Source organism: Endozoicomonas acroporae, from assembly GCF_002864045.1.
Classification (GTDB): Bacteria; Pseudomonadota; Gammaproteobacteria; order Pseudomonadales; family Endozoicomonadaceae; genus Endozoicomonas; species Endozoicomonas acroporae.
In genome coordinates, this window is record NZ_PJPV01000137.1 from 1 (window position 1) to 14,379 (window position 14,379).

A 14,379-nucleotide genomic window follows, 5' to 3' on the forward strand; every position below is an offset into this window, starting at 1 on the left:
TTATTAAGAAGATTCGTTTATTGTCCGTGAATAAACAGACTTGAACGGATGCCAGTAGGCCGGTCTGATCATTTTTTAATCAAACTGTCCGGGTGGCCTGAATTGACAGGTGTTTGTGAACTATCCCGAGTGTTGTCACAAGTTTATCCACAAAAGCTGTGGATAAACTAAGTAGCTGGCCATATGGAATCATATATTTCTGGCTACTTGGGCAGGTGCTATGTGAGGCACAACGGAGGGAGCATAGCCGTAGCTATGTGACCGGAGTTGTAACGAAGCAGAGTCCCTGAACAAGGAGTCAGAAATATATGATTTCATATGGTTAGCTACTTATATGAGCCTGTCAGCGGGCAATAATCATCAGATAGCGCAGTTGCTCCCGGTGAAGCATCCAGCGAATAAACCAGACTTGCAGTCGCAGCCTGATCCACATCTTGGAACGTGTGAATGCTGAAAGGCTCTGGTAGTGTTGACCAAACCAGAAACAGAAACCGGAAAGGACATCATCGGTAATATCCAGAATCTCAACCTGCTCAAACCCATGCTGGTTAAGCAGGTTTTCGTAGGTCTCTTTGACTGGCATATCTTCAACCAGGAGCCCTGATATACGACCAAGCTTGTTTACCAGACGCTGTTCCCGACGGTCCTGAAATGGCCGGGCCAGCACCATATCGGTAAACGCCAGAGTGCCTCCCGGCCTTAGTGCTTTCCTGGCATGGCTGAAAAAATGAGAGCGGGACTCCAGATGGTACACGCAGTCCAGGCCGATTAACTTGTCGCAGCTATTCTCTGGCCGTTCTGCCAGTGACTTGTCACCCCCCCGCACCAGTTTAAGCGTATTGAAATGCCCGCAATGCTCCAGTGCCTGGGCCATCTGTTGCTCATCACTGGCGATTGCCGTCAGGTGCTGAACCTGGTAATAATCCAGCCAGACCAGCAACTGATCATGGCTGGTGAAAGCGACATCAAGGACTTCATCCTGACTGGACAGACAGGCTTTGTCGGCCAGTAACCCCGCCATTTCCGAGCAGGCCTGCCGGTATTGGGACGTGTCTCTCCAGTAACCCGGCAAGCGCCAGCCGGAGGAGGGCTGTAACGGGGTATTCAACAGCCACTGATCAACCTTCAACTCGCGCTCGCGGCTTGACGATGGCCACCAGATACGTATCAACAGTGCCAGACCCTGAGCCATCAGGCCTGACATAAACAGCCACGTCAGGAGCACTCCGAGAAGAAATGAAAGAATTGGCATAAGCTGACTTTTAGTTTTATCCATGCTTTTTAATTGAGTACGGATAATAGAGAGATCATTGGGTTTTTGCCAGAGTTGCGGTTTTGCCAAAAGGACCTTAATGGCTTCTGGAGAGCTGGCTCAAATGCAGCTTCCCCGACTATGAACAAGAAGAAATTTGCAAGAGAACTGGGGCTGTTAATAAAATTCACGGACTAGTGTGTCCAAGCCTTAATACCCATGCATATTCACACCTGCAGAGGACGGCCTTTGAAAGTCCACTTAAATGGCTTGGCCATCCTCTCATTGAAGAACTCAATGAGTTTTCTGACCAATGACTGAAGGGATAACCATGGTCTTCAGGTTTGTCGCAAGACATGGCGATAATCTGGCAAATTTGTTCTGCATTAAACTTGGGTATGGCTCCGGGGCGTGGGGCTTCCTTGAGGCGTTCCAGCACCGAAAGATCATCGCTACGCTCAACCCAGTGCTTATACCAATTCCACCTTCTAAATATGAACTGCGCAGCCATTTTGGACAGCTGGATCTTCGTTGGAATTCCTCGCAATAGCCCTGCTATTACTCGTCATTCCGCCTTGCCCAGCTGTCCAAAATGACTTGCTCGATCTCATATTTAGAAGGCGGAATTGGTATTACGCCAGTGAGTGACGGTTTCTCGATTACACTCCAGATCCTGTGATGTTTTATGAAGACTTTTACCTTCCGCACCAGCGAGGATAATTTTGGCCCGCAGTACCATATACTGGGCGCTTTTACGCCGACACACAATCAGCTCAAGATCCTTGCGCTGCAGGTCTGACGATGGCAGAAAATTTCCGACTTTTTAGACCAATTTGCTGCCACCGCAGTAGGGCAGTCTATTCTCGGTCAGCCTCCCAGCCTATCTCCCGTACGCTTTCCCGCTCGACCAGTTCCCCGGTAATGCGAGTAAGTCCGAGTGTCTTAACCCCTTCTTTCAACAAACGGATACGATCTAACGCCGTAGTAACCAGCTTAGCCAGAGGAATTTCAATGGCCGTAAGCGTCGGCCTCACATAATCGTTAAGTACGTGATTATCAATACTGATCAGGGAAACATCATCCGGAACCCGATAACCTAACTGATGCAGGGCATTTATAGCTCCCATAGACTGTCCACTACTACAGGAAAAAATGGCTGTAAAATAATGAGGTTGAAATTGATGTACAGCATCCCAGCCAACTTGTGGTTCATAAAGACCAGAAAACGTCAGTTGATCATTAATTGGAATAGCATATTCAGCCATCGCCAAGCGATATCCCTCCCATCTCTCAATACCGCTGGTATAAGGAGAGCAGCCATATATACAAGCAATATTTCGATGGCCTTTATTAATAAGTAGGGAGGTTGCTAGATAGCCACAAGCAATATTGTCAACACTCACACAGTTAGCACGTATTGAAGAAAAATAGCGGTTCAAAAAAATAATGGGTATGTTATTAGTCTCAACCAGCTGCTTAGCAGACGACTCCGAGATGTGCCGTGAATAGACGAACACTGCTTCACAAGACTCCGATAATAGCCGATTAACCGCTTCAAGTTCTCCGGCCTCATTTCCGTGGCCAAACTCAAGCATCAAGCGTTGCTGGTTCTGGCTGAGAACGCATTGTGATAACACCTGTAAAAGATTGGCATAGAAAAAACCATCGTCAGGATTAGTGACAAAGCCAATAATACCTGAGCTTTTCGTTACCAGAGCCCTGGCACTTCGGTTAAATCGGTAACCACTTTCCCTGATAGCCTGCTGTACACGTAGGCGAGTGCCGTCGCTGATTCGTCCGGTATTGTTGATCACCCTGGAAACAGTGGAAGGGGTTACATTAGCCATTTGGGCTACATCTTTAATGGTTACCATCTCAGGACACACATGAATTTAACGTGCGTATATGTTCCCAAGAAAAAAAGAGCAAACGTTTGCTCTGGGTCAAAAAAAATATATTTGTCTTTTATTCGATCAGTATTTTTTGCTCTAAGTCAGTTTTTTTAAAAAATGAGTGTGTAAATCTAACGCGACCTTTTATGTGATCCGCAGGTGATTCTGATGAGTATGGTATCAGACCGGATATCAACCTTTATTGAGCAGTACATAGGACCTGTTGCTGGTAGAGTTGCTGCACAGCAGCACATCAGTTCTATCAGGGATGGCTTTATTGCCGCTATTCCATTTTTGATTGTTGGCAGCTGCTTGCTAGCATTTGCATTTCCTCCTTTTGATCCTCAAACCCAAAATTGGCTTGCACAAGCCTGGTTAAAGTTTGCAGCACAATATCAAGAGCAAATTTTAATGCCCTTCAATATGACTATGGGTGTCATGACTCTGTTTATCACCGCAGGCGTTGCTTTCAGCTTGGCGAATCGCTACAGCATGTCTGCTTTTTCCAGCACTATGCTGGCATTGATGAGTTTTATGCTGGTCAGCTCACCAATGCATGATGGTAATTTGTCCGCAGCGTTTATGGGTGGAACTGGCATTTTTACCGGTATTTTAGTGGCCATCTATGCCGTTGAGCTGCAACGTTTCATGCAAAAGAAAGGCTTGACGATTAAACTGCCAGAGCAGGTACCACCGCAAATAGCCAACTCTTTTGATACTCTTACACCGATTGTTGCCGTAATACTGACTCTTTACCCACTCAGCATATTTGTTGAGACCCAGTTTGGTATGCAGTTGCCTGAAGTAATCATGGCTATGTTTAAACCGCTGGTAAGTGCATCCGACAACTATTTTTCTGTTGTGCTGGCGGTACTGCTGGTCCATTTGCTCTGGTTTGCGGGCATCCATGGATCATCCATTGTAGCCGGTATCATGACACCCTTCTGGCTCGCCAACCTGACTGAAAACCAAGCTGCGCTGGCTCACGGCATTACCTTACCATTCACTTACACCGAACCATTTCACTCATTCTTTATCGTTATTGGTGGTGCCGGTGCAACCATGCTGCTGCCATTTTTGTTAATTCGCAGCCGCTCTATTCACCTACAGTCGATTGGGAAAGTGAGTGCAGTACCGGGTCTGTTCAATATTAACGAACCAGTTATCTTCGGCATGCCCATTGTGATGAACCCGACGTTCTTCATCCCGTTTGTGTTCGGTCCGGTCATTAATGCCTCTATTGCCTACGCAGCCATCAAGTTTGGCATTATTGATGCGGCTGTCAGCCTGGCGCCATGGACAACCCCCGCTCCGATCGGTGCAGCCTGGGCTGCAAACTGGGCAATAGGTTCTGGCCTGCTTGCTCTACTTCTGGCTGTTAACGCATTGATCATTTACTACCCGTTTGTCAAAGCTTATGAAAAAACACTCTTAGCTCAAGAGCAGCAAGATGAGCAGCCAGGCATTGCTTCCGGCGCTGCAGTGGCTGCCTGAAAGAATTCATTAACTAGTATTGCAGTGTCGTATATATTTAATGCGGAGTTACGACCTGCTCAAACAAAGACCAAAAATATGGTGAAACATTCATCATTAATAGCAACAGAGATTAACGCATGACATTTCCAGCTGATTTCCTCTGGGGAGCTGCTACAGCTGCCTATCAAGTTGAAGGTGCATGGGATAAAGATGGCAAAGGACCTTCCATTTGGGACAACTTTGTTCGTATTCCCGGAAAAACATTTGATGGCACCACCGGTGATGTTGCTGCTGACCATTACAACCGATACAAAGAAGATGTTGCGTTAATGGCAGAGATGGGCTTAAAGAGCTATCGCTTTTCCATCAGCTGGCCACGGGTTATGCCGAAAGGTCGTGGTGGAGTCAATGAGAAAGGAATTGAGTTTTATTCAAACCTGATCGATGAGTTAATAAAACACGGCATTGTACCTTTCGTCACCCTCTATCACTGGGATCTGCCTCAGGCATTACAAGATGAGGTTGATGGCTGGGAATCCCGTGAGTGCGTTGATGCTTTTGAAGAATATGCCCGTCTGTGTTTTGAGCGATTTGGTGATCGGGTTAACCACTGGATTACTTTCAATGAACCAATTGTATTCCAGATGTTTGGCTATGTGACAGAAGCGCACCCTCCGGCTAAAAGTAATCCGCATCTGCTGTATCAGACCAGCCACTACGTCAATTTGGCACATGCCCGTGCGGTTAAGGCATACCGCGAAATAGGGGGCACCGGTGAAATAGGGATAACCAACGTAATCAACCCAGCTTACCCATACACCGATAGTGTTGCTGATCGTGAAGCTACCTGGTGGTCAGAATCGTATTCATTCCACTGGTATTACGACCCGATTTTGAAAGGAGAGTATCCGGCAGAATATCTGGCTGCTATTGAAGAAGCCTATGGCAAGTTGGATATCACAGAAGACGACATAAGTCTTTTAAAGCAGGCAAAAAGTGACTTCATCGGCATCAATTATTACCAACCTTCCCGGGTAGCTGCAAATAACTCTGAGACTAGCCACAGCAATGGGCGTGAGAGTAATACTGGTGCAGCCGGAACGGCAAGCTTCTGCGGCCGTTATCGTACAGTTTTAGACACAGAGCAGTTTGAGTATACCAAGTGGCTTTGGGAGATCTGTCCCGATGCGCTGCGCGACAGCATGCATCGAATCAAAGACCGTTACGGTGATATTCCAATTTACATCACTGAAAACGGTTTGGGAGATGAAGACCCAATCGTCAATGGTGAAGTACTGGATGAGGCTCGCATAGATTACATTCGTCGCCATTTGCTCGCTTGTAAGCAAGCCATTAGTGAAGGCATCAACCTGAAAGGTTACTACGCCTGGTCATGGATTGATCTGTTGAGCTGGCTGAATGGCTACAAAAAACAGTACGGATTTGTCTATGTGGATCGCGAGAACCTGCAGCGAAAGAAAAAGCAGAGCTACCACTGGTATGAAGAAGTCATTGCCACTAATGGCGAGTCTCTTTAGGTCATAGATTCAATAGCACCATTGCTTGTCTTTATGAGGAAATGGTGCAGTGAAAGTTAACAACTTAACAAATTAGGAAAATGTCATGAAGAAGGTTTTTCTGTGCTGCAGCGCTGGTATGTCAACAAGTATGCTAGTTAAAAAAATGGAGCAATCTGCAGCTCAGCGCGGCATTGAAATAGAAATTGCCGCAGTTCCCATGGATGAATTTAGTAGTGCTATTGTTAAATACGACGCTTGCCTTCTTGGACCGCAAGTGAAATACAAACTGGCTGATTTCCAGACTGAGGCCGCAAAGTTAAACAAATCTGTAGCAGCCATTGAACCAATGGTTTACGGAATGATGAACGGTGAAAAAGTGCTGGATCAGGCAGTAGCTTTACTGGAAAAAGCATAAATATTATTTGGCTTTAAACAGACTGTTTGCCTGCTGTTATTGGCAGGTCTTTGTAAGGATAATGTTGTGAACGTTGATAATGTTGTAATGGAATTGATCGTAAAGTCCGGTGAAGCGAGAAGCCTGGCGATGGAAGCGTTATCTCACGCCAGAGCCGGTAATTTCGATCTGGCTGAAACGTCTCTTGGCAGCTCCCGTGAATCCAGCCGTTTAGCGCATAAAATGCAAACCGCACTGATTGCTGCAGATAGCGGTGAAGGAAAAGTGCCGGTTAACCTGCTGATGGTTCATGCTCAGGACCACCTGATGACTTCGATATTGGCTCAAGACATGGTAGAAGAGATGGTTCGTCTATACCAGCGTCTTGATGGATGAGATGCTGACCAAAACGCGGGATAAAAAGGCCTGAGCGTCTTATACGATCACAAAAATCGGGTTTCCAGACAAAATCTGAAAACCCGGGACGTTATAAAACAGTTATCGTAGTGAAATACTCCCACCACTAAACCGCTAAGGCGGTTATAGTGGGGGCTTCTTTGACGCATACAGAGAATCCTCTGCACCTTTCGCCGTAGAACCTGCGCTGTCAGGTATCTCTACAGGAGAACTCTTTACACAACCGCTATTTCCTGGTAATGCTTTTCTTTTTCAGCAAGTACCCAGTTATAAACATGCCGAATGCAAGCAAAGTGCTTGGCAAGCAACACTTTCTGTTCGGCATTCGGGTAAATTCTGTACTTGTAGGCTCTCATGGTAATTGACAAACTTACCAGTAGAAAATTCATAGTATATTGAGGGTTTTTCCAGCCCTCCACGGGCTGGTCGCTACCCGGGCGGCCCTATCCATCTCCACCCAAGCGCTTAGACGCTATGGATGGAGAATTCCGCGAGGTTCGTTAAATTCAAACCTGCGTAATCTTAATCAGCAGTGCACTTTCCGGTTGCATCACTGGCATCATCAGACCCACCTGTTCAAGCAGGGCAGCGCTCATAATGGCAGGCTCTGTCATCCAGGGTGGACACTGTTTCATGTAAATATCGGAAGAGCTTTTTTCCAATACCTGAACCTTATAGTCTTTTTCCGGGTCCAGGCCGGGAATTTGCACAGTGGCGGACATAGCATACTCAGGCATATCCAGCTGGGCGAACATCACCACGGCTTCCTGCTTATCGGTGCTAACAACTCCCCAGGCCTGTGACGCTTTATGGGCGGTGTCACAGCGGAAATGATCACCGGTATGCAACAGGTGTCTTAAGGACTTGTGCAGGGCAATGTATTTGGCAAAGGAGCGCTTCTCTTCCTCTGAAGCACTGGCCGGGTCCAGCTCTACCCCCATATGACCAAACAAGGCGGTAATACCCCGGAAGTCATGGTTATGCTGGCGGCCCGTGGTGTGGCAAAGCGTTGCCCCGATATGGGCTCCGGTAATTTCCAACGGGAAGAAGTAGCTGGCACCCTTCTGAATGGTTTGTCTTTCCAGGGCATCATTACAGTCCGATGCCCAGAAGCGGTGGGTGCGCTTCAGTACTTCGAAGTCAACCCGGCCGCCGCCACCGGAACAGGTTTCAATTTCCACCAGCGGGTGTCGTTTGCGGACTTCATCCACCAGTCGATAATAAGCCTGAACGTGGCCATGGAAGGCAGCACGATTATGGTGTGTCGGTTGTACCAGTTCCCGGTTCATATCCCATTTGATGTAGCGGATATCATAGTCACTGAGCATGCTGTCGAGACGTTCCAGAACGTAGTCGAAGGCTTCCGGGATCTGCAGATTCAGTACGTACTGGTTACGGATGGTGACCTGATCGTAGCCTTCAGTACAGAGCATCCAATCCGGATGGGCCCGATAGAGGTCAGAGTTCGGGCTGATCATTTCCGGTTCAAACCAGAGGCCAAACTCCATATTGTGTTCTTTCACACAATCGATAATGGGCTGCAGACCCTGAGGGTACTTTTGTTGGTCAAGGTACCAGTCCCCCAGCGCGGCTTTGTCATCATTACGACCGCGGAACCAGCCGTCATCAATAATAAAACGCTCCACGCCGATTTCTGCCGCTGAGCGCACCATTTTCAGAATGTAGTCCGGGTTGTGGTCGAAGTAGATGCCTTCCCAGGTGTTCAAATGGACAGGACGCACTTTTTCCGGTTCGGGGAAGCGGATGATTTCAGCGCGCACGTGGCAGTGGAAATTCTGGCTGATGCCGTTCAGACCTTTGTTGCTGTAGGTGCTGTATAGGGTTGGTGTCGTATAGCTTGCACCGGGTGCCAGCTCGACTTCTCCCGGCATCAACAGTTCACCGGCCTGCAGATAGCGGCGTCCATCACTCATCGCTTCGGCATGAAAGCGGTGGTTACCACTCCATCCCAGGTGGAAGCCATAGACTTTACCGGCGGTTTCGCTGAAGTTGGGCTGGCCAATCATCATGCCCGGAAAGTGCTCGTGAGAAGTTCTGCCCCGGCGGTTTTCCAGGATAAAACCGCTGCGATCCAGCAGTTTGCGTTCAGTTTGAAACTCGTGGGTCCAACGACCATGAAAGTACATGATTTCCCTGGCGTGGGTGGGCAGTAGCAGGGTATTGGACAGTTTATTCAGCTGGTAAGGTGTATCCCCTTCATTGGTGAGTTCCAGCGATGTTTCCAGTACATGTGAGGTGGTATTCAGGCCCATGCGGATCACCAGTTTTAAGCCGGCACGGGTATCCCTGCTGGAAAACAACACCTGATTATTGACCAGTGTCTTCTCTTCCAGGGTGAATTCCGGTGACCAGCTGTCACCCTGACGGCTGCCTTCAAGACCTGGCGACGTGAACAGTCCCCGGGCGTGTTCCGGGCAGAGAGAGACCAGGGTATCGGTATCAATTCGGGCCTGGGGAACCGGGTGGTGGTTAGCGGTAAAGAAGCCTTCCAGATCAATGCCGTCGGGCAGGCGCTTGCCCCAGTAAAGCATCACCGGAAGGGAGGTGCCTGCCTTGATCACCAGGCTGGTGGTGTCTGTGAAAAGGTGTATTAACGGTTTGCTCATCACAATGTGCTCTTGAGAATATGCTCGTAAGAAATGGTTCTGACTATTCAACAAAAATACCCCCACATAAGGGGGGCAAAAAACAGGTTATTTGTGAACTACCGGTCTTCAGACAATAGCAGCTACAGCACTTTCATCCTTGCTAAAGCGGGCATCCAGACGATAAGTCTTTTTGTAGATGATGGCGCTCAGGGCAATCAGTACTGCGGGAATCAGGATCATCAGCACTTTCAGTCCGACAATGGTTTCCGGTGTCTGAACAACGTTGGGCACATAGCCGATAAACGTCAGACCAAAACCGATCAGGAAACCTGCCAGGGCACCGGCACATTTCACCAGCATGGTTTGCACTGAAAAGATAATGCTCTCGCTGCGCAAGCCGGTTTTGGTTTCGCCGTAGTCCACTACATCAGCCAGCATAACCGTAGAGAGACCATTGAACAGACCGTTGCCAAATTTCAGGGCAGCACCGGCCAGACCTACCAGAATGGCGCTTTCCGGGGCAATCACGCTGGAAAAGTAGAGTACGGAGCTGCACAGAATCGGAAAGCCGCAGGCCAGGGGCCACATCAAACGGCGATTGACTACTTTAGCAATCCAGGGGAACAGGAAGATACCTGAGAATTCAGCAACCCCGGCCACCAAGGAGAACATTGGGAACAGTTCCGGTTTACCAATGGCGTAGGTGAAGTAATAGATGGCAAAGCCACCCACTAACTGAATGGCAATATTAAACGACAGTACAAATCCGATCAGGGACTTCAGCTGATCATTATCACCAATGATCTTTTTGACATCGGAAATATTGAATTTCTCACCGGACACTTTTTGATTGACGACTTTTTCCTTGACCTGGAAAAAGGTGATCAGCGCACTGGCGATAAATGAAATAACAATGGCGATGCTCAGGTAGAAAAAGCCCTGACCTTTATTCTCGCCACCAAAAACACCAACAGCATAAAGACCATAAGTTCCCATTACGGTCCAGGCGATGCTGGCAAAAATACGTGGCCAGACCACCAGGTGCTCACGTTCTTCCCGTTTGCTGGAAAGCGATGGAATCATCGACCAGTAAGGAATATCCATAATGGTGTAGGTGACTCCCCAGAGGATGTAGGTTACCGCTGCATAAAAATAAACAAAGGTGCCTTCAAACTGATGGGTGTTGAATACCATCAATAACACCACGGAGTTAATCAGTGTACCGATGAGAATCCATGGGCGGAATTTACCGAACCGGGAGCGGGTATTATCAACGATCATGCCCATCAAAGGATCAGTAAATGCATCAATAAAACGGGCAACGAAGAACAGGGAACCGACGAAGGCGGCCGAGAGGCCAACGACATCGGTGTAATAGAACATTAAAAAGATATAGATAATAGAACAGGCAAAATCTTTTCCCAGGGCACCCAGGCCATAAGATGCTTTGGTTTTCAGCGTTATATGCTGACTATCTGCATGAGCATTCATTGTCATTTTCGCCAATTGAGAATTGCATCTGAATTAACCCTCCATTTAATGAAGAGTTAACCCCCCTGTTTAGAAACAGCAATAAAATGTAGTGAATCCCGGCAGACGGTTAATTCTGAACCATTAACCGTCTCAGGGTGTTTCAAAGCTTGCTGGTCATAACCCTGTATCACTGTGGATTCAGGGTTATCAACGTGTGATCACGACAGTTCGAACGACCACTGGTACATTGGTTGAGTCAACAGGTACTCAGGCCGAACGCTCGGCGTCCAGGAATCATCACCACCAATACCCATGTGGAAGCCATCCAGATAGACAAAAATGCCTTTTTCTTCCTGAAGCTCGTGGGTATGTGTTGCCCTGGCCAATTGTGCCTGACCGTACGGGCTGACACTGAAATGGAACTGTCCTGTTACCCGGATATCGCCCAGCATCAGCGCCTGGGTATCGCACCGCAGACCATTGTCGCTTGGGAAAATATAAGGCGTGTGCATGGCCTTGAGGGACTGTTCCCAGTGTCCGATATCCGCGCTTAACTTGCGGTCTGGATAGTTTTCGTGGGGCCCACGGCCAAACCAGTTCACCTGTGCCGGTTGTTCCTTCAGTCTCAGGCAGGCACCGATGCGGGGCATAGGCGGCATATCACCATCAACAGTGACCTCAATATCAATACGGGCACTGCCGTTGGCGGCAAACTGATAGGTCCATACGCTGCGCAGAATCTCTTTTTCCGGTTGTTCCGGATGGAAATAGCCATGGTGAGACAGAACCAGCCCTTTCTCAGCATCACATTCAACCAGCAGGCAGCGGTGTTGCAGGTTGTTTAATCCGGCCCGCTCCCAGCGTGGCATCCAGGCATTAGGATCCGGACGGTCAACTTCACTGACACCAATATCGTTATCCAACGGTGCCCGGTAGAAATTGTCTGCCAACGGGGTGAGCAGTTGTTCTTTGCCGTCTTTTACCCAGCTCACCAGCTGGCCATTGTTACGATCAATCGTCCAGCTGTTTTCTGCCGCATTGACAGTAAAGCTGCTGTCGGCCTCATTGATGACCGCAGAGGTTGGTAAGCGAGGAGTAACCGCTTGATTGATCAGCGATCCCGTCAACATAAACTGTTGGCGTGCGACTTCGTGGCCGGCTTCGGACCAGTCGGTTGCTTCAGGTTGGATAATAGAGAGATCCAGTCGTGGCTGTTTGCCGTTGATGGTCAGTGACTGCTCAGACAGTACCAGCAGTTCTGAGGAGTGGGGCGCAATATTCAGCGTGACTTCGCCAGCAACCAGGGCCTCTTCGCCCGCCATCAGCTGCCACACCAGTTGATGGTTGTCGGTGCTGCAGAAGCAGGCTTCGCTGGTGACTTTCACGGTGAGTGGTCGGGTTGCCACTAATTCGAAAGTAAACGGCTGCTGTGCTCTTTTGGCTTCAAACAGTGCGGGGTGCGGTGTTTTATCCGGGAATACCAGCCCATTGATGCAAAACTGGCGATCGTTGATCTGGTCACCAAAATCACCGCCGTATGCCCAGAAGTGCTGACCATTGTCGTCGAACTTGTCCAGTCCCTGGTCCACCCAGTCCCAGATGAAACCACCTTGCAGGCGGGGGTGCTTTCTGAACGCATCCCAATACTCGGCAAAACCGCCCAGACTATTGCCCATGGCATGGGCATATTCACACAGGATAATTGGTCGGGTTTCGTTGGGCATGCCGACCCACTTGGTCAATGCCCATTTGTTTTTGCCCAGGAACTGCTGTGGCTGATCCTGATCAGTACGGCCATACATTGGGCAGATGATGTCTGTTGCGGGGGTATCGGAACAACCACCTTCATACTGTATTGGGCGAGACGGGTCGGTCCGTTTGGTCCATTGGTACATGGCATCATGGGCGGCACCGTAGCCTGATTCATTACCCAGTGACCAGATGATGATGGATGGGTGGTTAAAGTCCCGCGCCACCATGCGCATCATCCGCTCCAGGAACGCATTGGCCCACATCGGGTCGTCGGCCAGTTTGCGCATGGGGGTCATGCCGTGGGTTTCAATATTGGCTTCGTCAACCACATAGAGGCCCAGGCGGTCACACAGCTGATAGAATGCTGGTTGGTGCGGGTAGTGTGAACAGCGCACAGCATTGAAATTATGCTGTTTCATCAGTATCAGGTGTTCACGAACATCGTCTACCGTTTCAAAATGACCGGTCGCCGGGTTGTGCTCGTGCTTGTTCACACCACGAATCATTAATGGCTGTCCGTTTAATTGCAGGAGGCCATCTTTGATTTCTACCTTACGGAATCCAACGTCGTAGGCTTCGCTTTCAATATCGCTGTTTGATTGTGGATCCGTCAGCGTGACCACAACGCGATAAAGGTTGGGTGCCTCTGCGCTCCACTTTTGCGGATGGTTGATATCCAGTTGCAGACATGTGCGATCGTTATACCCCCCTTTTTCGTCCATCGGTGCGGTACCAATGGCGGATGTGGTGGTGGCAATGACGTCTTTGGCCAAATACAGCGTCGCTCGAATGGCCAGGTCATCAGCATTCCTGGTGTCGGCAACAATAGTGAGTTTGCCGTGTTCGTAGCGGTCATCAAGGTCAGGTGTGACGCGAATATCCACCATACGTTGGTGTGGCTTGTTGAGCAAGCGGACTGAACGATAAATGCCGCTTAGCCACCACATATCCTGATCTTCCAGGTAGCTGCCATCGGACCAGCGGATGACCATTGCGCATAAGCGGTTCTCTCCGGCCTGAAGGTATGGTGTCAAATCGAACTCGGCGGCCAGTCGGCTGTCTTGTGAATAGCCCACGGACTTGCCGTTACACCAGAGATAGAAGGCACTGTTTACGCCATCAAAGATCACCCGGGTCTGGCTATCTTCCTGCCACTGCTCAGGCAGGGTGAATGTGGTGGAGTAGCAGCCAGTCGGGTTCGTCACAGGCACCCGGGGTGGGTTGCAGGGGAACGGATACTTGACGTTGGTATAGATGGGCTTATCGAAGCCCTGTAGCTGCCAGTTACCGGGAACGGTAATGGTCTGTGTCGGGTCAGATCCCTCCCTTGAAAATGTTTCAGGGACCTGTTCCGGAGAGTCATACAGTGCAAAAGCCCACTGGCCATCCAGACTTAATACCGAATCACTGGCATTGTCTGCCAGAGCTTGTGGCTCACTGCGCCAGCTGCTCATAGGGGTATGGCTTGCCAGTCGGCTGCGTGCGGTGATTTGTGGGCTTTCCCAGTCGCGCTGCATGAATTTACTCATAGGTTGGCTAAATCATTTTCCTGTCTCTGGAGTCACAGATCATTTCACCTGGTGGTGAGATTATT

At 49.1% G+C, this 14,379-nt stretch carries 10 protein-coding genes; 4 read left to right on the plus strand and 6 right to left on the minus strand.

From position 1 onward, the window contains the following. Nucleotides 1-343: 343 nt before the first annotated feature. Nucleotides 344-1,204 (minus strand): methyltransferase domain-containing protein, encoded by an 861-nt coding sequence (locus CX664_RS19115; protein WP_146000157.1) that lies wholly within the window; start codon nt 1,202-1,204, stop codon nt 344-346. Nucleotides 1,205-2,109: 905 nt separating this feature from the next. Beyond that, nucleotides 2,110-3,126, minus strand: a complete 1,017-nt coding sequence (locus CX664_RS19125) for a LacI family DNA-binding transcriptional regulator (protein ID WP_101748279.1) — start codon at nt 3,124-3,126, stop codon at nt 2,110-2,112. Between the two features lie 186 nt (nt 3,127-3,312). On the opposite strand from CX664_RS19125, the gene CX664_RS19130 reads away from it, so the two are divergent. The 4 genes from CX664_RS19130 (at nt 3,313) to CX664_RS19145 (ending at nt 6,930) form a co-directional block, all read left to right on the plus strand. Continuing rightward, nucleotides 3,313-4,638: a PTS sugar transporter subunit IIC gene (locus tag CX664_RS19130; protein ID WP_101748280.1), complete on the plus strand. Its 1,326-nt coding sequence runs from the start codon at nt 3,313-3,315 to the stop codon at nt 4,636-4,638. Nucleotides 4,639-4,757: 119 nt separating this feature from the next. Next, nucleotides 4,758-6,158: a GH1 family beta-glucosidase gene (locus tag CX664_RS19135; RefSeq protein WP_101748281.1), complete on the plus strand. Its 1,401-nt coding sequence runs from the start codon at nt 4,758-4,760 to the stop codon at nt 6,156-6,158. 85 nt (nt 6,159-6,243) lie between these two features. Continuing rightward, nucleotides 6,244-6,555: a PTS sugar transporter subunit IIB gene (locus CX664_RS19140; protein WP_101748282.1), complete on the plus strand. Its 312-nt coding sequence runs from the start codon at nt 6,244-6,246 to the stop codon at nt 6,553-6,555. A gap of 66 nt (nt 6,556-6,621) precedes the next feature. After that, nucleotides 6,622-6,930, plus strand: a complete 309-nt coding sequence (locus CX664_RS19145) for a PTS lactose/cellobiose transporter subunit IIA (protein WP_101748283.1) — start codon at nt 6,622-6,624, stop codon at nt 6,928-6,930. A 236-nt stretch (nt 6,931-7,166) separates the two neighbouring features. On the opposite strand, the gene CX664_RS27840 is transcribed toward CX664_RS19145, so the two are convergent. The 4 genes from CX664_RS27840 to CX664_RS19165 form a co-directional block, all read right to left on the minus strand. Continuing rightward, nucleotides 7,167-7,340 carry a helix-turn-helix domain-containing protein gene (locus tag CX664_RS27840; protein WP_101748284.1) on the minus strand — a complete coding sequence of 58 codons (174 nt, stop codon included), beginning with the start codon at nt 7,338-7,340 and terminating at the stop codon, nt 7,167-7,169. 117 nt (nt 7,341-7,457) lie between these two features. Next, nucleotides 7,458-9,578: an alpha-galactosidase gene (locus CX664_RS19155; protein WP_174783906.1), complete on the minus strand. Its 2,121-nt coding sequence runs from the start codon at nt 9,576-9,578 to the stop codon at nt 7,458-7,460. Between the two features lie 108 nt (nt 9,579-9,686). Continuing rightward, nucleotides 9,687-11,051 (minus strand): melibiose:sodium transporter MelB, encoded by a 1,365-nt coding sequence (gene melB, locus CX664_RS19160; protein WP_101748285.1) that lies wholly within the window; start codon nt 11,049-11,051, stop codon nt 9,687-9,689. 200 nt (nt 11,052-11,251) lie between these two features. Next, nucleotides 11,252-14,314 (minus strand): beta-galactosidase, encoded by a 3,063-nt coding sequence (locus tag CX664_RS19165; protein WP_241693364.1) that lies wholly within the window; start codon nt 14,312-14,314, stop codon nt 11,252-11,254. Between the last annotated feature and the right edge of the window lie 65 nt (nt 14,315-14,379).

Coding starts and splice junctions, on each gene's coding strand:
- CX664_RS19115 (WP_146000157.1), bottom strand. CDS start 1,204: ATGTCAGGCCTGATGGCTCAGGGTCTGGCACTGTTGATACGTATCTGG.
- CX664_RS19125 (WP_101748279.1), bottom strand. CDS start 3,126: ATGGTAACCATTAAAGATGTAGCCCAAATGGCTAATGTAACCCCTTCC.
- CX664_RS19130 (WP_101748280.1), top strand. CDS start 3,313: ATGAGTATGGTATCAGACCGGATATCAACCTTTATTGAGCAGTACATA.
- CX664_RS19135 (WP_101748281.1), top strand. CDS start 4,758: ATGACATTTCCAGCTGATTTCCTCTGGGGAGCTGCTACAGCTGCCTAT.
- CX664_RS19140 (WP_101748282.1), top strand. CDS start 6,244: ATGAAGAAGGTTTTTCTGTGCTGCAGCGCTGGTATGTCAACAAGTATG.
- CX664_RS27840 (WP_101748284.1), bottom strand. CDS start 7,340: ATGAATTTTCTACTGGTAAGTTTGTCAATTACCATGAGAGCCTACAAG.
- CX664_RS19155 (WP_174783906.1), bottom strand. CDS start 9,578: ATGAGCAAACCGTTAATACACCTTTTCACAGACACCACCAGCCTGGTG.
- melB (WP_101748285.1), bottom strand. CDS start 11,051: ATGAATGCTCATGCAGATAGTCAGCATATAACGCTGAAAACCAAAGCA.
- CX664_RS19165 (WP_241693364.1), bottom strand. CDS start 14,314: ATGAGTAAATTCATGCAGCGCGACTGGGAAAGCCCACAAATCACCGCA.